The organism is Colwellia sp. C1TZA3 (assembly GCF_007954265.1).
Lineage (GTDB): Bacteria > Pseudomonadota > Gammaproteobacteria > Enterobacterales > Alteromonadaceae > Cognaticolwellia.
Window position 1 is genome coordinate 16,219 of the sequence record NZ_VOLS01000039.1, and the last position, 23,559, is coordinate 39,777.

The 23,559-nt window shown below is 40.3% G+C and carries 19 protein-coding genes; 13 read left to right on the plus strand and 6 right to left on the minus strand.

Features of this window, described 5'->3' with window-relative positions:
* Positions 1 to 813: 813 nt before the first annotated feature.
* The 3 genes from ESZ39_RS12040 (at position 814) to ESZ39_RS12050 (ending at position 5,344) form a co-directional block, all read left to right on the plus strand.
* A complete protein-coding gene (locus tag ESZ39_RS12040) occupies positions 814 to 1,917 on the plus strand; it encodes a hypothetical protein (RefSeq protein ID WP_146880147.1) in 1,104 nt (367 codons plus the stop codon).
* A gap of 54 nt (positions 1,918 to 1,971) precedes the next feature.
* Entirely contained in the window at positions 1,972 to 4,080 is a 2,109-nt protein-coding gene (ovoA, locus tag ESZ39_RS12045) for a 5-histidylcysteine sulfoxide synthase (RefSeq protein WP_146880148.1), read from the plus strand.
* A 64-nt stretch (positions 4,081 to 4,144) separates the two neighbouring features.
* Positions 4,145 to 5,344, plus strand: coding sequence for a pyridoxal phosphate-dependent aminotransferase (locus tag ESZ39_RS12050; protein ID WP_146880149.1), 1,200 nt, complete (start codon positions 4,145 to 4,147; stop codon positions 5,342 to 5,344).
* Positions 5,345 to 5,372: 28 nt separating this feature from the next.
* Here ESZ39_RS12050 and trhA read toward each other — a convergent pair whose 3' ends face one another.
* Entirely contained in the window at positions 5,373 to 6,008 is a 636-nt protein-coding gene (trhA, locus tag ESZ39_RS12055; RefSeq protein ID WP_223270368.1) for a PAQR family membrane homeostasis protein TrhA, read from the minus strand.
* 449 nt (positions 6,009 to 6,457) lie between these two features.
* Positions 6,458 to 6,676: an EF-hand domain-containing protein gene (locus ESZ39_RS12060; RefSeq protein WP_077286225.1), complete on the minus strand. Its 219-nt coding sequence runs from the start codon at positions 6,674 to 6,676 to the stop codon at positions 6,458 to 6,460.
* A gap of 416 nt (positions 6,677 to 7,092) precedes the next feature.
* Here ESZ39_RS12060 and ESZ39_RS12065 point away from each other — a divergent pair, with 416 nt between their 5' ends.
* The 8 genes from ESZ39_RS12065 to ribBA all read left to right on the plus strand — a co-directional run bounded on the left by ESZ39_RS12065 (position 7,093) and on the right by ribBA (position 16,231).
* Positions 7,093 to 8,589: an alpha/beta hydrolase gene (locus ESZ39_RS12065; protein ID WP_146880150.1), complete on the plus strand. Its 1,497-nt coding sequence runs from the start codon at positions 7,093 to 7,095 to the stop codon at positions 8,587 to 8,589.
* Positions 8,590 to 8,592: 3 nt separating this feature from the next.
* Positions 8,593 to 9,339: an ATP-binding cassette domain-containing protein gene (locus tag ESZ39_RS12070; protein WP_146880151.1), complete on the plus strand. Its 747-nt coding sequence runs from the start codon at positions 8,593 to 8,595 to the stop codon at positions 9,337 to 9,339.
* A complete protein-coding gene (locus tag ESZ39_RS12075; RefSeq protein ID WP_146880152.1) occupies positions 9,336 to 10,499 on the plus strand; it encodes an ABC transporter permease in 1,164 nt (387 codons plus the stop codon). The genes ESZ39_RS12070 and ESZ39_RS12075 overlap by 4 nt, the downstream gene beginning before the upstream one ends.
* 751 nt (positions 10,500 to 11,250) lie before the next feature.
* Complete coding sequence (gene glyA, locus ESZ39_RS12080) at positions 11,251 to 12,507, plus strand: serine hydroxymethyltransferase (RefSeq protein ID WP_146880153.1); 1,257 nt, start codon at positions 11,251 to 11,253, stop codon at positions 12,505 to 12,507.
* Between the two features lie 200 nt (positions 12,508 to 12,707).
* Entirely contained in the window at positions 12,708 to 13,160 is a 453-nt protein-coding gene (gene nrdR / locus ESZ39_RS12085; RefSeq protein WP_146880154.1) for a transcriptional regulator NrdR, read from the plus strand.
* 60 nt (positions 13,161 to 13,220) lie between these two features.
* Positions 13,221 to 14,348, plus strand: coding sequence for a bifunctional diaminohydroxyphosphoribosylaminopyrimidine deaminase/5-amino-6-(5-phosphoribosylamino)uracil reductase RibD (ribD, locus tag ESZ39_RS12090; RefSeq protein WP_146880155.1), 1,128 nt, complete (start codon positions 13,221 to 13,223; stop codon positions 14,346 to 14,348).
* Positions 14,349 to 14,451: 103 nt separating this feature from the next.
* The gene (locus tag ESZ39_RS12095; protein WP_146880156.1) at positions 14,452 to 15,111 is read left to right on the plus strand and encodes a riboflavin synthase; all 660 of its coding nucleotides are present in this window, start codon (positions 14,452 to 14,454) and stop codon (positions 15,109 to 15,111) included.
* A 10-nt stretch (positions 15,112 to 15,121) separates the two neighbouring features.
* Positions 15,122 to 16,231, plus strand: coding sequence for a bifunctional 3,4-dihydroxy-2-butanone-4-phosphate synthase/GTP cyclohydrolase II (gene ribBA, locus ESZ39_RS12100; RefSeq protein WP_146880157.1), 1,110 nt, complete (start codon positions 15,122 to 15,124; stop codon positions 16,229 to 16,231).
* 152 nt (positions 16,232 to 16,383) lie between these two features.
* On the opposite strand, the gene ESZ39_RS12105 is transcribed toward ribBA, so the two are convergent.
* From ESZ39_RS12105 to xseB, 4 genes are all read right to left on the minus strand, one after another.
* Entirely contained in the window at positions 16,384 to 17,916 is a 1,533-nt protein-coding gene (locus ESZ39_RS12105) for an amidase (RefSeq protein WP_146880158.1), read from the minus strand.
* A gap of 216 nt (positions 17,917 to 18,132) precedes the next feature.
* Positions 18,133 to 20,013 carry a 1-deoxy-D-xylulose-5-phosphate synthase gene (gene dxs, locus ESZ39_RS12110; RefSeq protein WP_146880159.1) on the minus strand — a complete coding sequence of 627 codons (1,881 nt, stop codon included), beginning with the start codon at positions 20,011 to 20,013 and terminating at the stop codon, positions 18,133 to 18,135.
* Between the two features lie 22 nt (positions 20,014 to 20,035).
* On the minus strand, positions 20,036 to 20,926 hold the full coding sequence (gene ispA, locus ESZ39_RS12115) for a (2E,6E)-farnesyl diphosphate synthase (protein WP_146880160.1): 891 nt from the start codon (positions 20,924 to 20,926) through the stop codon (positions 20,036 to 20,038).
* The gene (gene xseB, locus ESZ39_RS12120) at positions 20,919 to 21,173 is read right to left on the minus strand and encodes an exodeoxyribonuclease VII small subunit (protein ID WP_146880161.1); all 255 of its coding nucleotides are present in this window, start codon (positions 21,171 to 21,173) and stop codon (positions 20,919 to 20,921) included. The genes ispA and xseB overlap by 8 nt, the downstream gene beginning before the upstream one ends.
* Positions 21,174 to 21,408: 235 nt before the next feature.
* On the opposite strand from xseB, the gene pomA reads away from it, so the two are divergent.
* Both pomA and ESZ39_RS12130 read left to right on the plus strand, forming a co-directional pair.
* Positions 21,409 to 22,173, plus strand: coding sequence for a flagellar motor protein PomA (pomA, locus tag ESZ39_RS12125; protein WP_146880162.1), 765 nt, complete (start codon positions 21,409 to 21,411; stop codon positions 22,171 to 22,173).
* Between the two features lie 11 nt (positions 22,174 to 22,184).
* A complete protein-coding gene (locus ESZ39_RS12130) occupies positions 22,185 to 23,120 on the plus strand; it encodes a flagellar motor protein MotB (RefSeq protein WP_146880163.1) in 936 nt (311 codons plus the stop codon).
* Positions 23,121 to 23,559 lie beyond the last annotated feature (439 nt).

Here is a 23,559-nt window from a genome sequence, read left to right on the forward strand (position 1 = left end):
TTACCCAGAATAGATATTATACCAATCCCATTAAGTTATTGCTCACTTGTACTAGTTAAAATAGCTCAAGGCTGTGTTGCTCTCAATCCCAATAGCCAGCTATTGCTCAATCGAGCGCCTTACCTTGAATTATTTTTCCTGCGCACAACAAGATCACAAACTGAACGGAACTGGTATTATACCAATCCCATTAAGTTATTGCTCACTTGTACTAGTTAAAATAGCTCAAGGCTGTGTTGCTCTCACTCCCAATAGCCAGCTATTGCTCAATCGAGCGCCTTACCTTGAATTATTTTTCCTGCGCACAACAAGATCACAAACTGAACGGAACTGGTATTATACCAAATTGATTAATTATCTGCTCATTTCACCTGGTTAAAACAACCCACTACGGTGTTATTTATTTAATAATTAGCACTACGAGTTATTGAAATAAATACCTTATATTGGGTCGTTTTTTATGCGTATAAAGTAGACCACCTAATTAATGAACTTGGTCTTATTAAAGCAATAAAAATTGCTAAACAACTTTTGGTTAATTCACAACTCAAAAATAGTTAAAGGTAATTAAGATACCACAACTGTTAGTATCGTCATTGCTGTGCCGTCTTCCTAATGCCGAAATACGTTTCAGTTTTACATCAATGCTAATTTAGTGTTATATCAAATAAAACACCAGGACAAAAATCAAGTTAAAGTTTTTTAATCCTAAATCATCATTACTACGTATAACAAGATTATTAATAACTTAGCTATAATGTTCTTTATTATTCAAGTTTATACGAAATATCAAGATTCAAGCATTTATCCATTATGAATAGTTTAAATAGGCTCGCAGAAGCCATAATTTCTGGTTTGCAAGATTACATCAATAAACGCGGCTTTCGTGCATTAATACACTTTGAATTAGAAGGGTGTTACCAAAAGCCAAAAGACAAGCATATAGATTATAGGCAGGTGAACAAAAATTTATTAGCCTTGGGTATTGACGGCGAAGTAGTGGCTGAGTATTGGAGTAATCAATGGGAGTATGTTTCGATTTTTAATGGCCAAAGCCCATTAAAAGAAGCGCAAAATCTTAGCCGCGCTATCGAGCTATTACCGAAACTATTTGCTGCTCAAGGCGCAACAAAGACACTTATCAAGCCAGTTATTTGGGCCGGTGATCATGGCAAGTTGGCTTCTGGATGTGAAAATATTTTTAGTGGCGATAATCGCGCGGTACACATTCCCAATGCGGTACAAATTAATGTTAGCGTAGAAGACGTAACGGGCAAGAACCTACTTGTTGCTGGTAAATTTGGTGAATGCTTACAACAACATTTTTTACGTACAAGTTTAGCCTGCTGCTTAATTTATTTGCCCGAAGAAGAGGCTTTTGAGCGTTTAGCATTAAAGTCGAAATATGGCTTAGCAGAAGAATTGTGCTCTCCGGTTGATATTTCAGGGGGCCATCAAGGTAGCATCGCCTTGTACAGAGATATTGGTAAACACAATCAAAAAATGGGTGTTGAACCGCTATTATACGATGACAAAAACAACGTCATTGTTAGCCAGAATAACTGGCACAAAACCGCACGTATTGAACACCGGCTAGGGGCGTCAAGTGAGCAGTATAATCCCTATTTGAATGTAATTTTTGCTTTGTTAAATGTTATTGAAGCTATTGATGAGATGAAAAACGGCTACCAGATGCAGAGTGAAACGTATGGCGAATTACCGAGCTCGTTACATGATCAACCCGATCATGTTGGCGCCATTAGCTTATTTGCGGATAATAACTGGTTTAATCAAAGTATAGATAAAGCGCTTAGTGCGACAGACAGTTATAGTAAAAAAACAACAGAGTTAAGTATGGGGCAATTATTGCAACATGGTTATTTAAAACAATTTCAACGGCCAAGTATTATTATTTAAAGCGTGAGCTTTGAAATATTACGCCGACCACAAACATATTTAGCGAAGAATTAAATGATAAAGCAATTAAATACCCCAACACTTAATGGCAACTCGACAGCAGAAAAGCGACAAGAGTTAACGGCATATTTTAAAAATACGTGGTCGACATACGAGTCACTATTTTCACTGATTAATCATGACGATGCTTATTTTTTAAGGCCAGAGCGGTTACGACACCCATTAATTTTTTATTTTGGACATACTGCAACTTTTTATGTCAATAAGCTAATACTAGGTAAGTATATTAAGCAGCGAGTTAACAGTCGTGTAGAGGCTATTTGCGCGGTCGGTGTTGATGAAATGAGTTGGGACGATCTTAATAGCGAACACTATGACTGGCCAAGTGTTGATGAAGTGCGAGTGTATCGCCAGCAGGTCTATGATTTGGTACTAGATTTGATCGACAACATGGAGTTGAGTTTACCTATCACTCAAGATTCGCTAGCATGGATGATATTGATGGGCTGTGAGCATGAACGTATTCATCTTGAAACATCATCGGTGATCATGCGCATGTTGCCATTAAAATGGCTAACGAGCCAAGATGAATGGCAGCCTTGTTTACATTCATCAGTTGCACCTAAAAACCAATTAATACCGGTCAAGTCTCAACACTTATCTTTAGGCAAAAAAGCACAAGACAATACATTTGGCTGGGATAATGAATATGGTCAGCAAGAAGTCGATGTTGATGACTTCAGTGCAGCTAAATTTTTAGTGTCCAATGATGAATTCATGGCATTTGTTGTCGCCGGTGGTTACCAGTCAGAGCAGTTTTGGTGCCAAGAAGGTCAAGCATGGTTAGCATTCGCCCAAGCTGAAATGCCAAGGTTCTGGCGTTACAGCAATGGTCAATATTTTCAGCGTAACTTAACCAGTGAAATGCCTTTGCCATTAGATTGGCCGGTAGAAGTCAACTATCTAGAAGCGAAAGCGTTTTGCCAGTGGCGACAAAAAACGACCACAGGATTTGTTCGCTTACCTACTGAAGCCCAGTGGTACTGTCTGCGTGAGCATGTTAATGGTGACCAACACCAGTGGCCTGAGGTGCCAGGTAATATTGATCTAGCTTATCAAGCATCTTCATGTCCCGTTAATCGACATCAACAGGGTGACTTTTTTGATGTTATTGGTAACACTTGGCAGTGGACTGAATCAGCAATTGACGGCTTTGCTGGCTTTAATGTTCATCCTTTATATGATGACTTTTCGACACCGACTTTTGACGGTAAGCATAACGTAATTAAAGGCGGTTCTTGGATCTCTACAGGTAATGAAACCTTAGCCTCTTCACGTTATGCTTTTCGCCGACACTTTTATCAACATGTTGGCTTTCGTTATGTGGTTAGTCAACAGCCAGAAAAACCGCCTGTAGCGGTCAATAAATTTGAAACAAGTGAAGACATTTGTCAGCAGCTTGAATGTTCTTTTGGTGCTGACGCGCTTGGTGTTGAAAATTACGGTCAGCAAATAGCACAACAAGTTGCCAGCTTCATAGCCACTGAAAATGTTGCGACTGAGCGCTTACTTAACTTAGGCTGTAGTGTTGGGCGAGTAGCATTTGAACTGAGTCAGTCTTTTCAACATATTGATGCGGTCGACTTTTCTGCTCGTACCATTCAATATGGTGTGCAATTACAAACCGGCGCTAGTGTTCGCTATACTCATACGGTTGAAGGCGATATCTGTCAGTATAATGAAATCGTCTTAGCGGATAAGGTCAAACAGGTTAATAGTGAACGGATATTATTCAGTCAGGCCGATGGTTGTAATCTCAAAGATAACTTTAAGCACTATGACGTTATTTTGATTCAAAATGCATTGGAACAAAGTTACGACCCTAAGCGTCTATTGGCAAATGCAGTAAGTCGTTTAAATCCGTCAGGATTACTGATTATTATTTCAGATTACCAATATCAGTTACAGACAACAGATAAAGCTAAATGGCTAAGTGGTGTAAAAGTTAATGGCGAAAACTTGTCAGGTATCGATGCTTTAACCAGCGAGCTTAGTGATGAATTTGACCTTGTAGCGACTAAAGAATTGCCGCGCGTTGTTGCAAATTCTGCGCGTAATTTCAATGTTTCTCACTGTCAGCTCAGTGTTTGGCGAGCAAAATAACCTAGCCATTTATAGGAAAATTTATATGAGTATTTACATTTACAGAAAAATGAACAGTTAACTGATGCCAACATATTCATTGCCTAAACACATCGCTTATAGTCAAAGTCTTGCAGCTTATATTCAGCATAATTTAAGTGATTCAACCGCACAGGCTTTGACATTAGCTCAGTTGTGTCAGCTTGGCACTGCTGATTTAGGCGCTGGCGCTTTAGGCACTCAATATCAAGGTACTAGCGAGGTTGAAACAGGCCATATTGGCGCAACACTTTTAAGCTACTCGCCTGTGCAAGGCGATGTGGCTTTGCGGCAAGAAATAGTTAAGTTTCACCAAGGTTTAAACTACCATAGCCAAATAATAACCGCTGATAGCGTGGTGACATTTTGCGGAGCGCAGGAAGCACTTTCGGCCATTTATCAAGCGGTGTTAAGTGCCGGCGATGAAATTGTTGTCATGACACCCAGTTACCCATCCTTGGTCAGTATGGCGAAGTCGATGGGTGTTATTGTTAAAGAAATAGCACTTTGTGCCGACAACCATTGGCAAGTCAATATTGGCGACTTTAAACACCTGGTGAATGAGAGAACCCAGCTTATTGTGCTTAATTCCCCACACAACCCAACGGGTAGTATTATTGACAGTGAACTCGCTGAGCAGATACTGCAACTGGCGCAGCATTATCAGTGTTACTTGTTAAGTGATGATGTTTCCCAAGCAAGCAATTATTACGATTTAGCTTTAGCTCATGGCTATTTAGATTACTCAAAAAGTATTGTTGTGGGTGTGATGTCTAAGAGCTTAGGCTTGGCTGGAGTTCGTATTGGTTGGGCGGTAACACCAGATAAGACATTACTGCAAAGTTTAATGGCAATTAAAGCCGTTCATTCTATTTGCTGCTCGAAAATAGATGAAAAGTTAGCGGTGTTGGCATTGCAAAATAGCCAAGAAATTTTAACCAATAATAATCAGCTTATTCTTGACAATATAGCACTTTTTTCGGCGCTTGTTGCCAGGCACCCAGAAAAATTAAATTGGCATAAGCCTCAAGCGGGCATTCTCGCATTAGTTGAGGTTAAAAATATTGACTCAATAATACCTTGGTCACATCAACTCGCCAAGCAAAGCGGTATATTAGCGCTGCCAAGCGAGCTTTTTGGACTTTCAGGTAATTATTTTCGCTTAGGCCTAGGTCAAAAGAGCTTCGCTAACATACTAGAAAAATTTGAAGATTATTTGCTAACAACAAGTACCGATAGCGCTTAACAGCTGACAGGCATTACTTTTTAGTTATTTAAAGTACGTAAAAAAATATCATAAAAAAGTGGCACAAAGCAGCTAAAAACACAAAAAAATGCCAAATGGCATGACTATACTTCTTGTCCTTTCTGACGTAAAAAATAGTACCCAAAGCATAAATAATACCGCCCAAAGCCAGTAACACCATGCCTTCATAGGCAAGTTTATCATTGAGTTTATGCATAAAGGTCAGAGAAATTAAACCTAAACCTAAATAGGTCGATAGCGATAACTTTTTATATTTGTTACCAAACTTAACTTTAAAAGCGATACCTAAAATGGCTAACCCCCAGATAATGGCCAACATGAGTGGGCCAATGTCATCAGCTAAGGTAACTAGCATTAGCGGAGTATATGTACCGGCAATCAATAAATAAATCGCACAATGGTCAAGTAGCTTAAATATTCTTTTTGCTTTTTTATGTAATAGCGCATGATAAAGAGTTGAGGCACTAAACAATAAAACCAGACTAGTACCATAAATACTAAAACTGATGATTTTAACCATGTCAGCTTGTATCCAGGCTAAAGTGACTAAAAGTGTTAAGCCGGCTACACTAAGCAAGGCCGCCAGTCCGTGACTAACGGCATTGACAATTTCTTCCGCTAAGCTGTAATCTTGAGTTTGCACGTTATATATCCCCATTTCAGTGTACACGTGTACGCTGATTATGATAGCAAACCACAATTCAAAATACTAGAGGTCTGACCTTTAAGCTTGTGAAGCACAAGGTAAAAGCTAACACCGTTGCTATCATTGCGAAGAAATAAGGGCTGAAAAATCATTCCTGATGAACAAGTGCTGATAAATAAAGATTGGAAAACCCTAGTTGAAAAAGTGGCTTGAGAACTTGTGTTCGAACAATATCTTTTTAGAAAAATTATCTGGATGACAGCAAACGCACTATTTATAAGCCAGTAGTAAAGGTTGAAAAATACAGTGTGATTTTTCAATACAAGTTGGAAGTTGAGTTTATACAATTAAAACTCAATAGGTTAAAAGTTAAAGTTAACGGGTAAGGCAATCAAGCGATAAAAATTGCGCTTATATAGCGAGCGATATACAAGCGCAAATAAGCACTACAATGCTAGATCGATAACCATTTCACGTAACTCGTCTTTGGAAATTGAGTTGTCATGATTTTTATCAAAGCGATTGAATATGGTTTCACACATACGAATGCCTTTATCTTGTAGTAAGCAGTCAATCAATTCGACAAATTCACTTCTATTGATAACCCCATCCTTGTCTTCATCAAACACTTCAAACAGTTCATCTACCCACTGATTTAATTCCATCAGTCATCCTCTTATTTGGCGATTAATACCTATAACAGACTTTATCGTTATTTGAGGAATATGTGAATGATTAATTCTGTTATTTCGTGTAATTACGTGTTTTTGACACATCAGGTTCTGGTGATATATCAAAGGGCATTGCTGATATCGAATTGAATGATGCTGGGGTATTTACCATGATAAATTTACCGCTTAAATATCACCGGTGGTGATGTTGTTGCTAAATTTGCCACTTTTACTTTATTTAGCTTCTAATGAGGTGGTTATGTGTTAACTTCTTAGCGCGGTTATTTTGTAGTTTTAGAGAGTGTTAGCCAGTGTTAGCACTTAAAGCAAGATTAATTGAAGTTAACAAAAACTGTAATAAAATTGCCAATGATCAGATTATGCAGTCAAAGTTTTAAAAGGAAGATAAAATGAAAGTAAATTGGGAAATTGTATTGAGTGCAGTTTTATTCATGGCAACAACCAGCAGCAGTTGGGCTGAAAATACTGTAAAGCCGCCATTAACATTAGAAAACTGTCATATAAAAGGCATTAGACAACAAGTACAGTGTGGCACCTTAGTGACACCAGAGAATTATGAAAAACCTGATAATGTTCAAATTGATATTAATTTTGTGATTTTGCCAGCAATAGATAATAGTCAAGAAAAACAACCGCTAATGTTTCTTGCTGGTGGTCCGGGTCAAGCGGCAACTGAACTGGCTAGCTATACTTTTCGCCGCTTTACTGACATTAGGAAAACCCGCGATATCATTCTTATTGATCAACGCGGCACAGGCCAGTCACATCCACTGCAATGTACAGACTCATTAGAGCTTGATCCTTATACAAATGTACCTGAAGACTTTGCTCTTACTGATATTGAGCAATGTCTAGCGCAGCTTACGGGAGACTTAAGCCAATATAACTCAGAAAATGCTATCCGTGATTTTGACGCGGTACGAGCCGCGCTCGGTCATCAACAAGTACATATTTATGGCGGCTCATATGGTAGCCGTGCGGGGTTGGTTTATATGCGGATGTTTCCAGATTCGTTAAAGAGTGTGGTACTCGACAGTGTTGGCCCCATTGAAGTACCTATTGGCTTATTTGGTAAAAGTGCCGAGCAGTCCTTTAGCAAACTCATTGAACACTGCCAGAATGAGCTAAGTTGTGCGACACAATACCCTGAATTGGCCAATGAGTTTACTGCCATCACTGAGCGATTATCACAAGCACCAGTAACAGTAGATATTGCTCATCCAAGATTGGGCACCCATACTGCCTTTACTATTAGTAAGGATAAATTCATTTCGAACATCCAAATGCAGTTGTACTCAATGGCAACACGTAGCTTAGTGCCGCTGTTAATTCATCAAGCGTATTTAGGTAACTATAAACCATTGGCTGGCGTTATCGCTCAAAGTGCAGGCGGTATGGGTATTTATATAGCTTTGCATTTTAATATTGTTTGCAATGAAGACTATCCCAGAATATCTACCAGTATGAAAGCTGATGATGCTGACAATAATTTTGCTAAAGGCATGAGCTTAACTATGGTTGGAAAGGTCTGCGCTGTTTGGCCAAAGTATCAACCGAGTGCAGATTTTTATCAAACCGTCAGTGCTGATATTCCAACGCTAATTATGTCTGGTGCATTAGACCCAGTCACGCCAGCGAGTAATGGTGAAATATCCCACGCACATTTACCCAATAGTCATCATATTATTGCTAAAAACAACGCGCATATTGTAGCGTCTACGTCTTGTGGTATTAAAATTGTTAATGAATTTTTAGCGCAACAAACGCCAAAGGAACTTGATGAGTCATGCCTTGAAGAAATTCCTGATGAGTCATTTATGGTCGGACTAAATGGTGGTGCCCGCCAAGCACCCCCTAACGCTATGCCAACAAAAGCAAAGGAATAAATCATGATTGAAGTTAATAATTTACATAAAAGTTTTGTCAGCAAGAAAAATACCGTTAAAGCACTAGACGGCCTATCATTTACCGCAAAAGATGGTGAGATTACCGGCATATTAGGCCCCAATGGTGCTGGTAAAACGACTTGTTTACGTACGCTTTATGGTTTGCTTCGTGCTGATGAAGGTTACGCGACCATTGATGGCATTAAAGTAACAGAAGAGCCGATTAAAGCCCGGAAGTTATTAGGCATTTTCCCCGATAAATTTGGTTTATATGAACGACTGACCGCTTATGAACAAATTGATTATTTTGCTAGTATTCATGGCATGCAAGGCGCAAAAAAGCATGCCGCCATTGAGCAAATTCTATCTGATCTGGAAATGACCGAGTTAGCACATCGTAAAACGGTGGGGTTTTCGCAAGGTCAGCGCATGAAAGTGACTTTGGCTCAGGCATTAGTCCACCAACCAAAAAACTTTGTGCTTGATGAACCCACCCGTGGTTTAGATGTCATGAGTACCCGCGTGTTGCGTAATCACCTCGCTAAATTCAAAGCCAAAGGTCACTGCATTTTATTTTCCTCACACGTTATGCAAGAAGTTGCCGCGCTGTGCGATCGCGTGATCATCGTTTCAAATGGTAAATTAGCGGCCCAAGGCACACCGCAAGAGTTATGTGACTTAGCAGGAGAAAGCTTATTGGAAGAAGCCTTCGTGAAACTCATTGGCTCGGATGAAGGGGTTGCCGCATGATGCAATTGAAAGCCTTAATGGTGAAAGAGTTTAAAGAAGCCTTTCGCGACCGGCGCGCACTAATGGTAGCGATGAGCATGGCATTATTGATGCCAGTCATGATCATGGTGATGTTAAAAGTGGCGATTAAAGAAGCGGTGGACAACCCGCCAGTCTATGTAAAATATAGCGGTGAGCAACATGCCCCAAAACTGATTAAAGCCCTCAAAGACGAGAACATTTTATCTTTTGCTAATGTACCCGAAGATGAAGAGCGTAACTGGAACGAGCGTAATATTGAACTGAGCATTCCTGATACATTCACTGCAGATATGGCAGCAGGTCAGCCGACTGAATTAACCTTACGCGTAGATTATAACGAGAAATCATTAACCTCACCTATTCGCCGAATTAAAGCCGTTATTAACGAACACTCACAACGTATTGGTTACAAACGGCTATTAGTACGCGGTATAGACACTAAGTTATTGCAACCGATTAAACTGCTTGAGCAAGACACCTCATTACCCAGCAGTAATGCGGTGATGATCTCACTGATTTTAGGGGTCTATTTAATGATGGCGGCGTTTATGTCGGGTTTGCCGGTGGCGATTGACTCGAGCGCGGGTGAACGAGAGCGCAATGTTTTGGAAATGCTCTTGTGTCAGCCGGTTAGTACCTTAAAAATAGTACTAGCGAAGTTGAGCTGTGCCAGCGCTATTTCAATTATCTCTATTATATTAATGCTGTTGTTGACCTCAGTGGCGATGAACTTTGTTGACCTAACTAAAATAGGCGCAACCTTTAGTATTGACGCCAGTACCTTTGTTATATTGTTGTTGTTATTGGTGCCTATTTGCTTTCTTGCCGCTGCACTGCAGCTATTATTCGCTTTTCAGGCCAAGAGTTTTAAAGAAGCACAGTCCACCGTGACTATGTTGATTATGGTGCCTAGTTTTATTCCTTTCGCCTTAATGATGATGGATGATAAGCCGGCTTGGATCGATTGGATGCCTATTTCTGGCCAGTCATTGTTAATGGAAGATGTTTTTAAAGGCTTACCTATTGACTGGAGTGCCTTGTTATTTACCAATGCAGCCACTATTGGGTTAACCGTAGTATTGGTGCTCATTTTGGCGAAACGATTAACCTCTGAAAAAGTGGTGATGTCGTTGAGTTAGCAACAAATATAGCCGCTTCACCGAAAAATACAGCTTGAAGTGGAACGGCTATGGCTAAGCCTGTGTAAAAGGCATCACGTTTGTTGCGTTATTAGCACCAGTCATTAAAAAAACGCTTTTAAAATAGCAATACATCAATTGAGTTATCTATTGAGTTAGCTAGCAAGCAAGGCATTTTATTAGATGGTTTGGCGAAAATGAGCAACGGCTGCGCTATATACTCACGGCTTTAAAACCAAGCCCGCTATGCAAGAAAGCTGCTTCAAGAAAAAGTTTTTAATATACCCGCTCCACCTAACTTTTGCGCCAGTTCAAGAGGTAAAGTTTTATTGGTTCTAAATGTTTAAGACATACTGGCGGGTATGATTAACATTGGGGGTGAAGTGGGTAATAACTCATTGCCTTCATCGTAAGTGCAGGTTTGAGTTCACATAACTGCCCATCATCACAACCGAATAAATTACAGTTTACCTTTGTCAATATGTATTTTATTTGATTAAATACAGCCTATTCGAAATTAAATTTATTGTTTTTGCGCTATTAAGGCAGTATATTAGTTTCGATTATTTATTGATGTTGGGACTAAAGTTTTTTGTTGCTAACTTCAAAGTATATTTGATTGCAAAATGAACTAAAAGAGCACGGTTTTATCGTGTACAAGCATGGCAAGTTCAGGCAAAATATGCCGCAATTAATTTAGAACTAAAGCCAACCCCTGTATTGCCAATGGCAGACTATTTGAGGATATAACATGTTTACACGTGATATGAATATTGCTGATTTTGATCCAGAACTTTATCAAGCAATGAGTAATGAAGTTGTTCGTCAAGAAGAGCACATTGAACTCATCGCTTCAGAAAACTACTGTAGTCCACGTGTACTCGAAGCTCAAGGTTCACAACTGACAAATAAATACGCCGAAGGTTACCCAGGTAAGCGTTATTATGGCGGTTGTGAGTATGTTGATATTGCTGAGCAACTAGCTATTGACCGCGCAAAAGAATTATTTGGCGCAACTTATGCTAACGTACAGCCACATGCTGGTTCACAAGCAAACGCCGCTGTTTTCCAAGCCTTAGTTTCTCCAGGTGGTAAAATACTAGGCATGAGCTTAGCGCATGGTGGTCACTTAACGCATGGTTCACACGTCAACTTTTCAGGTAAGTCATATGAAGCGTTTCAATATGGTTTGCACCCTGAAACGGGTGATATTGATTATGTTGAATTAGAGCGCTTAGCACTAGAGCATAAACCAGAGATGATCATCGGTGGTTTCTCAGCCTTTTCTGGTGTGGTTGATTGGGCGCGTATGCGTGAAATTGCTGATAAAGTGGGTGCTTACTTTTTTGTTGATATGGCTCACGTTGCCGGTTTAGTTGCTGCAGGTTTATATCCTAACCCAGTGCCACATGCTCATGTTGTTGCCACAACGACACACAAAACATTAGCCGGCCCACGTGGTGGACTAATTATTTCGGGTTGTGATGACGAAGCGATTTATAAAAAATTGAACAGCGCGGTATTCCCTGGTGGTCAAGGTGGACCATTAATGCATGTTATTGCCGCAAAAGCGGTAGCATTTAAAGAAGCGTTAGCGCCAGAGTTTAAAGTTTATCAGCAAAACGTATTAGACAATGCTAAAGCCATGGTCGCAGTATTACAAGAGCGTGGTTATAAAGTGGTCTCTAATGGCACAGATAACCATTTATTATTGCTTGATTTAATCGATAAAGATATTACCGGTAAAGATGCTGATGCTGCGTTAGGTCGTGCCCATATCACAGTCAATAAAAACTCTGTACCTAATGATCCACGTTCACCTTTTGTGACTTCTGGCCTGCGTTTAGGCACACCAGCAATTACTCGTCGTGGTTTTGGTGTTGAAGAAACCAAAACAACTACGGGTTGGATCTGTGATATTTTAGATGATATTAATAACGAAGCGGTGATCGCTAAAGTACAAGCCGGCGTTACTGAGCTTTGTGCACGTTTCCCAGTTTATAAGTAACTGGTTTTTAATTTTAAAATAACCTTGTTATTTGCTGATTAAACTTAAAATGGCTACCTTCGTGGCCATTTTTTTTAACTGTTTTTTATTGGGCTATGACTAGATTGCCATTAATCGCAAACTATTTGGCTTAATGAACTGTTTTCAATTAACATACCAAGATTAAATTGCTCATGACCTGTTAACTTTGGAACTCATCAATGCATTGCCCCTTTTGTTCAGCCAACGAGACTAAAGTTATCGATTCACGTCTAGTGTCAGATGGTCATCAAGTCCGTCGTCGTCGTGAATGCTTAGCGTGTCATGAAAGATACACCACCTTCGAAAGTGCTGAGTTAGTTATGCCACGCATTATTAAGCGTGACGGCTCTCGTGAGCCCTTTAACGAAGATAAAATGCGTAACGGTTTACTACGTGCATTAGAAAAAAGACCGGTCAGCACCGAACAAATAGAGTTGTCGATTAATAAACTCAAATCACAACTTAGAGCAACAGGTGAGCGTGAAGTGTCAAGTGAAATGCTCGGTACTATTATTATGGAGCAGCTAAAAGTTTTAGATAAAGTCGCTTATATTCGCTTTGCTTCGGTGTATCGTTCGTTTGAAGATATTAAAGAGTTTGGTGAAGAGATTGCCCGTTTAGGTGATGAATAAATAATTAGTTCGATAGGTATATAGCTTAAGCGCCATCACAGTTTAACTTTGAGTCCAGTAATGAGCCATTTTTCGTTAAAAGATCATCAATTTATGCAGCGCGCCATTAGCTTGGCAAGGCGTGGCCATTTTACTACGTCGCCTAATCCTCGTGTTGGTTGTGTTATTGTGCAACGAGGTGAAGTGGTTGGTGAAGGTTTTCATCAAAAAGCAGGACAAGGGCATGCAGAAGTTTATGCGTTAAAACAGGCTGGAAGCAAAGCTAAAGGAGCGACTGCTTATGTCACACTCGAGCCTTGTAGCCATTTTGGTTTAACACCACCTTGCGCAGAAGCACTGATTAAAGCACAAGTGAGCCATGTTATTGCCGCCATGGTTGACCCAGATCCACGAGTCTCAGGCCGCGGCCTTAAACGGTTAGCTGAGGCAGGAATAACCACACAGTTTGGCTTGCTTGAACAAGATGCTCGGGCATTAAACCCTGGCTTTATTCACCTAATGACCACCAAATCACCTTATGTTCGTTGTAAATTAGCAGCAAGCCTAGACGGAAAAACGGCCATGGCCAGTGGTGAAAGCCAGTGGATAACCTCTAATGCAGCGCGCACAGATGTCCAGCGATTGAGAGCGCAAAGTTGTGGCATTATTTGTGGCGCCGATGCTGTTATTTTTGATGATGCTAAAATGAATGTTCGTTGGCATGCCTTAGGTGAGCTAAAACAGCGTTATGCAGAGGCAGACATTAGGCAGCCTATTCGTATTATTATTGATGGTAAGAATAGGTTAACACCTGATCTTGCTGTCTTTAAAACCAGCAGTAAAATAATATTAATTCGACAAACTATTGAAAACAACCAAACTTGGCCGCATTTTGTAGAACAAGTGACGATTCCTAAAGCGGTTGATAGTGAATATATCGATCTCAGTTTATTGTTAGCTTACTTGGCTCAACAAGGTTTGAATGACATTTTAATTGAGTCAGGTGCCCAGCTAGCGGGTGCTTTTATTAGCGCAAATTTAGTTGATGAACTAGTACTTTATCAAGCACCAAAACTTATCGGTAGTGATGGTAAAGGTTTGCTTAATATGCCAACAATATTACAGTTATCAGCAGCTAAAAATCTCGATATTAGTGATATTCGTATGGTGGGTAAAGATATTAGGATCACGGCAACGTTTAGTCGTTAACATGAAGGCACTGATTGGCAAATTTAACTTAACTTAGCTTAGCTCAGACTAGTAAAGTCAGTGTCAGAATAAACCATAAGCTATACAGACGACGAGACATAGTATGTTTACAGGCATTATAGAAGCCGTAGGGTATTTAAAAGCAATTAATAGCTCAGGCGATGGCGCGCGCGTCACTATTAATACGGCAAGATTAGACTTATCAGATGTTAAATTAGGTGACTCCATTGCCAGCAATGGTATTTGTTTAACCGTCGTTGCTCTAGATAGCACCAGCTTTAGTGCTGATGTATCTAGTGAAACCTTAACACGTACCGGTTTCGCACATTATAAAATGGGTGCTAGCGTTAACCTTGAAAAAGCCATGCTACCTACCACGCGATTCGGTGGTCATATGGTTTCGGGTCACGTTGATGCGGTGAGTGAAATTAGCGCCATTGAACATAAAGGCAATAGCATCGACTATTGGTTAACTATGCCGGCAGAGCTTTCCGCTTATATTGCAGAAAAAGGCTCAGTGACTATCGATGGCACCAGCTTGACGGTCAATAGTTTACGCGCCGAGCAATTTCGCTTAACGATTGTTCCACATACCACAGGTCAAACAATTATCAGTACATACCAAGTGGGCACTAAAGTTAATCTAGAAGTTGATTTAATTGCCCGCTACCTAGAAAGATTACTTACCAAGCAGAGCACTGACAAGCAAGACCCGTCAGGTGTTACGCATGCGTTATTAGCGCGCAATGGTTTTATTAAATAAAGAGGTTGTCATGAATTTACACACGCCACAAGAGATTATCGACGATATAGCTCAAGGTAAAATGGTCATCTTAATGGATGATGAAGATCGCGAAAATGAAGGTGACTTCATTATGGCGGCAGAGAAAGTAACGCCAGAAGCGATAAACTTTATGGCAACACATGGTCGTGGTCTTATTTGTATGCCAATGTCGGCAGCGCGTTGCGAGTTGTTAAAGTTACCGTTAATGGTAGATAAAAACGACGCCCAGTTCACCACTAATTTCACTGTCTCTATTGAAGCGGCTGAAGGGGTAACTACCGGTATTTCTGCTGCTGATCGTGCCACGACCGTTTTAGCTGCGGTTGGCAAAGATGCTGATCATAACTCGATTGTGCAGCCCGGCCATATTTTCCCACTGATTGCCAAAGATGGTGGCGTGTTAAACCGTGCTGGCCATACCGAAGCGGGTGTCGATTTAGCGCGTTTAGCTGGCCTTGAAGCCGCGGCGGTTATTGTTGAGATATTAAATGCAGATGGCACCATGGCACGTCGTCCTGACCTAGAAGTTATTGCTGAAAAGCATGGCATAAAAATGGGTACTATTGCCGATTTAATTGAATATCGTAATGCCAATGAAACCACCATTGAACGGATCTCAAAGTGTAAATTACCAACCGAATTTGGTGATTTTGATTTAACGGTATTTAAAGATACGATTGACGGCCAAGCACATTTTGCCTTAACCAAAGGTGAAATCAAGCCTGAAGAGCCAACATTAGTGCGTGTGCATCTAGAAAACACCTTTAAAGACTTATTACTGAGTCAGCGTGAAAGTGTCGCTAAATGGCCGATGTCGAGTGCATTGGAAAAAATTGGTAAAGAAGGTGGTGTATTAGTCTTATTAGGTAAGCACGAGTCACCTATGGAGCTTATTGCCCAGGTACAGAAGTACGCTAAACTAGACGCGGGTGAAACTGTTAAAGAAGTTCAACGTCATGTCGGTTCACGTAACGTCGGTGTTGGTTCGCAAATTTTAGCTAATTTAGGTGTCAGTAAAATGCGTCTATTAAGCTCACAAACAAAATATCACTCGCTTTCTGGCTTTGGCTTAGAAGTTGTAGAGTATATTGCCGAGTAAACAATTTTTTAGTGAATGTTGTCACTATTTCACTGCCAAGTGAGTGCGATATAGCCAATGTGTGATAGCTCTAATATGTGAAAAGTAACAAAGCGATTTGAAGTTATTCAAATCGCTTTTTTTATGCCATATTAAAATCAAGTTAACAATATTTACAGCACAGGTGCTCTTCTATGTAATGTCGATTGTTCATAACCGTAGGCAACTTCAATTAACTTACCTTCTTGTAATTTACCTGAAAACATTGATAAACCAACAGGTAAGCCATGAACATAGCCCATGGGTACGGTAATATGAGGATAACCAGAAATAGCGGCAGCAGAGGAAGCTGCACCTAAATAATGGTCACCGTTTATCCAATCAGTTTTCCAAGCCGGCCCTGTTGTCGGTGCAATAATCAGATCAAGCTGGTGTTCAGCCAAAAGGGCATCAATACCTTCCTCTTGAGTTAATTTTTTTGCTAGCAATAATGCACTACGATAACGCTGATCAGTAAGTTTTCCTTTAGCTTGTGCCATCTCAAATATTTCTTGTTTAAAATAAGGCATTTCTTTATCTGGGTGCGCAAGATTAAAGGCAATTAAAGCGGCAAGTGACTTAGGAGTATTATCATCGGTGTCTGCAAGATAAGCATTTAAACCCTGTTTAAATTCGTATAGCAGCACTTCAAACTCTGCATCACCCCAAGCATCTGTATTGGTGAAATTAGTTGCATCGACAATAATTGCACCTTGAGCTTTCAAGTCAACAATAGCTTGTTCAAAGACCGCATCAAGTTGCCCGTGATAACCCATAAGGTTTCGTGCAACACCGATACGTTTACCTTTAATGCCACCTATTTTTAAATGACTAATATAATTAGTAGCAGACAGTGCCGCATTGTCTTTAATGTCGACAGCAGTTAATGCGTCAAGCAGCATTACCGCGTCAGTCACTGTGCGCGCCATTGGGCCGGCTGTATCTTGGCTATGGGCAATAGGGATAATGCCATCTCGACTTATGGTACCTAAAGTAGGCTTGATGCCGACAATACCATTTATTGCCGATGGACAGGTTACAGAGCCGTCTGTTTCTGTACCTACTGCCAGTAAAGCCAGGTCTGCTGCAATGGCTACGCCTGAGCCTGCACTAGAGCCACATGGGCTTGTAGTAATGTCGTACGGGTTTTTGCTTTGCCCCCAGAGGCCACTCCAACCACTTGACGATGAGGTTGAACGAAAGTTTGCCCACTCACTTAAATTTGTTTTTCCTAAAATAATTGCACCAGCATTTTTAAGTTGCTGAACCAAAAAAGCATCATCTTTCGGGTAGTTGTTTTTTAACGCCCAAGAGCCGGCAGTATTTGCCATACCGTCAATAGTATCGATATTATCTTTTAGTAAAATAGGAATACCGTGTAATGGTCCTACTTTACCTGATTTTTTATAGATTTCATCAAGTGCTTGCGCCCTTTTAAGCGCGTTTTTATTGAGCTGAACTACCGCGTTTAGTTGTGGCCCTTGGTCATCAATCTTTGCTATTCGCTCTAAGTAATAGTTGACTAACGCTTCACTTGTTAACTGTTCACTTGCCATCATACTGTGAGCTTTAGTAACGGTTAATTCGTGATGATTTATGTTTGTTTTTGAACAAGCTGATAAAGTGCAGAGGATGAGGACTGCGATAAGGCTAATAAAACTTTGCATAGTGCTTCTGTTTGTTATTATTTGTAGACTTATATAACGTCAAAAAAAGTAAATTGTCTAGCCTTAAAGGTAAGTGTAGTAGTGAGGTTTAGCATGAGACGTAAACATTTTCTGACAAAATTTATTTGTACTAGGTTCAGTTTTGAATAAAGAAATTCGCCATTTGCTTTATCAAATGGCGTGTTTGCTACTAGCGCAGAACGAAGGTTTTTATAGTTAAATAAATTGTTTGATTTTCTCGATTATTCCTTGGCTATCTAAGCCTAATTCTTGATGAATTTCTGCTTGAGTTCCATGCTTAATAAAGCTGTCAGGTAGACCGATGTTGAGGATTTTTTTCGCAATACCTTGGCTTAAGATAAATTCGTTAACACCAGAGCCAGCGCCACCAGCAATAGCATTGTCTTCGAGCGTGACAATACAATCGTGACTGGCACAAAGTTCTTTGATCAGTGCTTGATCTAAGGGCTTAACAAAACGCATATCGACTAAGGTGGTGTTAAGGCTTTCAGCCACTATTTTTGCTTGTGTTAATATCGTACCAAAGTTGAGTATCGCTACTTTGTTTTTCACCTTGGTGTTAGCGTCTATTGCGCGAATAACATTAGCTTTACCCATCTCAAGGGTTTCTGTTATTGCCGGTAGTGTTGCGCCATTGCCACTGCCACGAGGGTAGCGTACAGCGGCAGGGCCATTTAACTGATAGCCAGTATTAAGCATTAGCTGACATTCGCGTTCATCAGAGGGTGTCATAATGGTGAGGTTAGGAATGCAACGCATAAAACTTAAATCAAATGCACCTTGATGCGTTGCACCATCAGCGCCGACAATACCGGCTCTATCGATGGCAAATAATACCGGTAAATTTTGAATCGCCACGTCATGAATAAATTGATCATAACCGCGTTGTAAAAAGCTTGAATAAATAGCCACTACCGGTTTTTGTCCACCAATAGCCAAACCGGCAGCAAACGTTACGGCATGTTGTTCCGCAATAGCGACATCATAATACTGCTGAGGGAAGCGTTGGCTAAACTCCACCATACCTGAGCCTTCACGCATAGCTGGCGTGATAGCGGCAAGCTGACTATCTTGCTCAGCAACTTTACATAACCAATCACCAAATATAGCTGAATAAGTCGGTAAGCTGGGCGCACTTTCAGGCAGGCTTGTTTCTGTGTGATCAAATTTAGGTACCGCATGGTACTTGATCGGATCTTGTTCAGCCTGTTGGTAACCCTTACCTTTTTTAGTCGCAATATGAAGTAATTGTGGGCCTTTGAGGTTACGCATATTGGAAATAGTCGCCACTAAGCCATTAACGTCATGACCATCAATTGGGCCAATATAATTAAAACCAAGTTCTTCAAATAAGGAGCTTGGCACCACCATACCCTTTAAGTGTTCTTCTGCACGACTCGCTAATTCCTTGATAGGAGGAATGTTATTAAGTATGCGCTTACTACCTTCACGAATGCCGGTATATATGCTGCCAGAAAGTAATTTTGCTAAATGATTATTCAATGCACCAACATTTTCTGATATCGACATTTCGTTATCGTTTAAGATAACCAACATATCTTTATTGATATCACCCGCGTGATTTAAAGCTTCAAAAGCCATACCTGCGGTCATAGCACCATCACCAATGACCGCGACTACCTTGCGATTTTTAGCTTCTTTTTCAGCTGAAGCCGCTAAGCCTAATGCGGCAGAAATTGAGGTACTTGAGTGACCGACACTCAGAACGTCATATTCACTTTCTTCACGCCATGGAAATGGATGCAAACCGTCTTTTTGTCGAATAGTGTGTAATTGATCACGCCGACCCGTCAGTATTTTGTGTGGGTATGCTTGGTGCCCTACATCCCAAAGTAAGTGGTCAAAGGGCGTATTATAAACGTAATGCAAGGCGACTGTTAATTCAATCGTCCCTAAGCCTGAGGCAAAGTGGCCGCTACTTTTACTAACTGAATTTAAAAGATAACGTCTCAACTCTTCACTGGCTTTTGTTAATTGCCTTTGATCTAATTTTCGCAAATCATCTGGGGAATTGATGTTGGCCAATAAAGGATATTCAGTTAAGTTTATAGTCATATGATTCTATTACATTTAAAAATTAATGTTTGCGGCTAACAATGAAAGTCGCAAAGTCGGACAAGCTCTGAGTATTGTAGGGCAAAGTGGCTAAAGCTTGAAGCGCTTGTTGATATAAGTTTTCGGCTTTTTCTTGTGCACCTTGTAAACCTAACAATGCGGGATAGGTACTTTTATTGGCGGCAAGGTCAGAACCTGTAGGTTTACCTAGCTCTTCTTCGGTTGATGTTATATCGATAATATCATCACGTACTTGGTAAGCCAAGCCAACAAGCTTAGCATAAAGGGCAAGTTGTTCTTTGTCATATAGGGTGGCTTTATTGCTGCATTCTGCAGCCATTTTTACTGAAGCCTCAAGTAAAGCGCCAGTTTTTAACGAGTGTAAATGTTCTAATGCGGCCAATGAAATAGCTTTATCAGTTGCCGCTAAATCTAATGCTTGGCCACCACACATGCCTTGATAACCAGCCGCATTGACAAGGTGGCGCAATAAATTAATGCGCTTGTTGTCCACGGCCTTGGAAAAATCATGGTTGGCGATAATATCAAAAGCTAGCGTTTGTAAACTATCACCAGCGAGAATAGCGGTTGCTTCATCAAAGGCTTTATGACAAGTAGGTTGGCCACGACGCAAATCATCATCATCCATTGCCGGTAAGTCGTCATGTAGTAATGAATAGGCATGAATGCACTCTATGGCAGCCGCTACACCGTCAATATCACTCTGCTTGGCATCTAATGTTGCGCCAGTAATATAAGCTAAATATGGCCGCATACGCTTGCCACCGATGAGTAAGCCATAGCGCATGGCGGCTAATAACTTTTCATCGTTAAGTGCTAAGCTTGCAAGCTTTTGGGTCAGGTAATTATTAATGCGCGTTTGCACATCATCAATCTGTGCGAGTTTAGTCACGGATGTTAGTCTCGTCGGTATTAAATTTTTCTAATTGTGCTTGGCCGTTTTTCTCTAGCAAAATATTAATTTGCTGCTCGGCACCTTTTAGCTTCTCTTGATTATGTTGGCTTAGGTGCAGGCCACGTTCAAACAAAGCCATTGAGTCTTCAAGGTTAAGGTCACCTTGCTCTAAATTTTTCACAATGGTTTCTAACTCAACTAATGATTCTTCAAAGCTTAAGTTTTCAATTTTTTTTCTGGCCATGGACTTTTTTTTGCCTGATATGAACTCTAGGCGCAAACTTACCTTAGCTAGGGCGTGGGGTCAATTAATGATGAATTTATGCTGTTAGAGATAATATTGATATTACCTTGTTAAGTTATTGACAATATGGGCGATAACACAGGTATAACGAAAAATATAAGTATTCGCGTCAGACCTATTCATCAGGTATTATCAGCTTAATGAGTATATCTAAGAGAATTTATCGGAGGAATTTGTGGATTTAGCAACATTAATAGGCATACTCGGTGCAATAGGGTTACTGGTTATGGCGATGTTACTTGCCGGTGACATCAGCATGTTTTTAGATACTCAATCGGTGATCATTGTCTTTGGAGGCTCAATTTTTGTTGTTTTATCCAATTATAATTTAGGCCAATTTTTTGGTATGGGGAAAATTATTGGCAAATCCTTCATGTTTAAATTGGAAACACCTGAAGAATTAATTGAAAAATCAGTAGAAATGGCCGATGCAGCACGTAAAGGCGGTTTTTTAGCCTTAGAGGAAGCTGAAATTTCTAATGCTTTTATGCAAAAGGGTGTCGATATGTTAGTCGATGGTCATGATGCCGACGTTGTGCGAACCACCATGCAAAAAGATATTGACCTCACCACTGAACGTCATGAGACTGGCTCAAATATGATGATGGCGTTAGCCGATGTTGCACCCGCTATGGGTATGATAGGCACCTTAATTGGTTTGGTCGCTATGCTGTCTAATATGGACGATCCGAAGGCCATTGGTCCAGCGATGGCGGTAGCACTGCTAACAACGTTATACGGTGCATTTTTAGCAAACGTTATTGCCATTCCTATCGCGTCTAAATTAAAATTACGTTTGGCAGAAGAAAAAATGAACCAAGAACTGGTACTTGATGCGGTTTTAGGTATTCAAGATGGTCAAAATCCACGTGTTATTGAAGGCTTGCTAAAGAGCTACCTTGCTGAAGGTAAGCGAGCTGTTAATACCACCGAAGAGTAGCGGAGTTAATTATGGCAGATAAATGCAAATGCCCGCCCCCAGGATTACCTGCATGGATGGGCACATTTGCCGACCTAATGTCGTTATTGATGTGTTTTTTCGTCTTACTTTTATCATTTTCTGAAATGGACGTATTAAAGTTTAAGCAAATTGCGGGCTCAATGAAGTTTGCCTTTGGTGTACAAAATAAAATAGAAGTAAAAGACATTCCTAAAGGTACCAGTATTATTGCTCAGGAATTTCGCCCCGGTAAACCTGAGCCAACCCCGATTGAAGTCATTCAACAACAAACTATGGAAATGACCCAACAAATGTTGGAATTCCAAGCGGGTGATGAAACTTCTGCAGGTGGTCGACAAGAGCAACGCGGCACCCAACGTGGTGGTCAATCACAAAGCACTGCAGATGCCATGTCGACCGCGGCTAGACAACAAGCAAGAGATGATCTAGAGCAAGCGTCGCAAGAACAAGTTAACGACTTAGTGAAAAAAATAGCCGAGCAATTAGAACAGCAAATTCAAGACGGTGCGATTGAGTTAGAGTCACTGGGACAGCAAGTTATTATTCGCATTCGTGAAAACGGCTCATTTCCATCAGGTTCGGCATTCCTACAACCCCAGTTTAAACCCATTATACGAGAAATTGGTTTGTTATTAAATACCGTGCCCGGTGAGATCATGATCTCGGGCAATACTGATAACCGAGGCATAAGTTCTGAATTGTTTACCTCCAATTGGGACTTATCCAGTAAACGTGCAGTGGCGATTGCCCATGAAATTATTAAAGTGCCTGGTTTTGACCAATCCCGTTTGCTGGTTGTTGGCCATGCAGATACACGGCCATTAGTACCTAATACAAATCGCTTAAATCGTCGTCGTAATCGCCGAGTTGAAATTGCCATTCACCAAGGTAAGGCAAAAGAAACAGCGCCAATTTCAATCCAATAATCACAAAGATATGTCTTATTTAAAGGTAAATTATAATAGGAGTACAAATAATGCTGTACTCCTTTTTTATGGTAGGGCTTAAATTTAGCTTATCGCCACTACATTTAAATAAACAAGCTTTGAATATAAATAGCTGTCCTGATTAAACCGCTATTTATTATTTTGATGGTTTTGCCTAATTCTGTTCTCAACATCTACAATCTAGCAGACAAGCCATTATCCGCTTACGTTATACCAATTACATTAAATTTGTGATCTAATGGTAGTTATGAAATATATTACTAAAAAACAATTATCTGAGAAATTGGAGCTTATTAATTTAAAGGCACTTATTGCTCAAGAAACCAATGGCAGAATGAGAATTCGCCTATTAGCTTTATTGCACATTAAGGATGGAGCTGACAGAACTCAAGCTGCCAAACATGTAAAAGTAAGCAGG

Coding starts and splice junctions, on each gene's coding strand:
- ESZ39_RS12040 (WP_146880147.1), top strand. CDS start 814: ATGAATAGTTTAAATAGGCTCGCAGAAGCCATAATTTCTGGTTTGCAA.
- ovoA (WP_146880148.1), top strand. CDS start 1,972: ATGATAAAGCAATTAAATACCCCAACACTTAATGGCAACTCGACAGCA.
- ESZ39_RS12050 (WP_146880149.1), top strand. CDS start 4,145: ATGCCAACATATTCATTGCCTAAACACATCGCTTATAGTCAAAGTCTT.
- ESZ39_RS12060 (WP_077286225.1), bottom strand. CDS start 6,676: ATGGAATTAAATCAGTGGGTAGATGAACTGTTTGAAGTGTTTGATGAA.
- ESZ39_RS12065 (WP_146880150.1), top strand. CDS start 7,093: ATGAAAGTAAATTGGGAAATTGTATTGAGTGCAGTTTTATTCATGGCA.
- ESZ39_RS12070 (WP_146880151.1), top strand. CDS start 8,593: ATGATTGAAGTTAATAATTTACATAAAAGTTTTGTCAGCAAGAAAAAT.
- ESZ39_RS12075 (WP_146880152.1), top strand. CDS start 9,336: ATGATGCAATTGAAAGCCTTAATGGTGAAAGAGTTTAAAGAAGCCTTT.
- glyA (WP_146880153.1), top strand. CDS start 11,251: ATGTTTACACGTGATATGAATATTGCTGATTTTGATCCAGAACTTTAT.
- nrdR (WP_146880154.1), top strand. CDS start 12,708: ATGCATTGCCCCTTTTGTTCAGCCAACGAGACTAAAGTTATCGATTCA.
- ribD (WP_146880155.1), top strand. CDS start 13,221: ATGAGCCATTTTTCGTTAAAAGATCATCAATTTATGCAGCGCGCCATT.
- ESZ39_RS12095 (WP_146880156.1), top strand. CDS start 14,452: ATGTTTACAGGCATTATAGAAGCCGTAGGGTATTTAAAAGCAATTAAT.
- ribBA (WP_146880157.1), top strand. CDS start 15,122: ATGAATTTACACACGCCACAAGAGATTATCGACGATATAGCTCAAGGT.
- ESZ39_RS12105 (WP_146880158.1), bottom strand. CDS start 17,916: ATGCAAAGTTTTATTAGCCTTATCGCAGTCCTCATCCTCTGCACTTTA.
- dxs (WP_146880159.1), bottom strand. CDS start 20,013: ATGACTATAAACTTAACTGAATATCCTTTATTGGCCAACATCAATTCC.
- xseB (WP_146880161.1), bottom strand. CDS start 21,173: ATGGCCAGAAAAAAAATTGAAAACTTAAGCTTTGAAGAATCATTAGTT.
- ESZ39_RS12130 (WP_146880163.1), top strand. CDS start 22,185: ATGGCAGATAAATGCAAATGCCCGCCCCCAGGATTACCTGCATGGATG.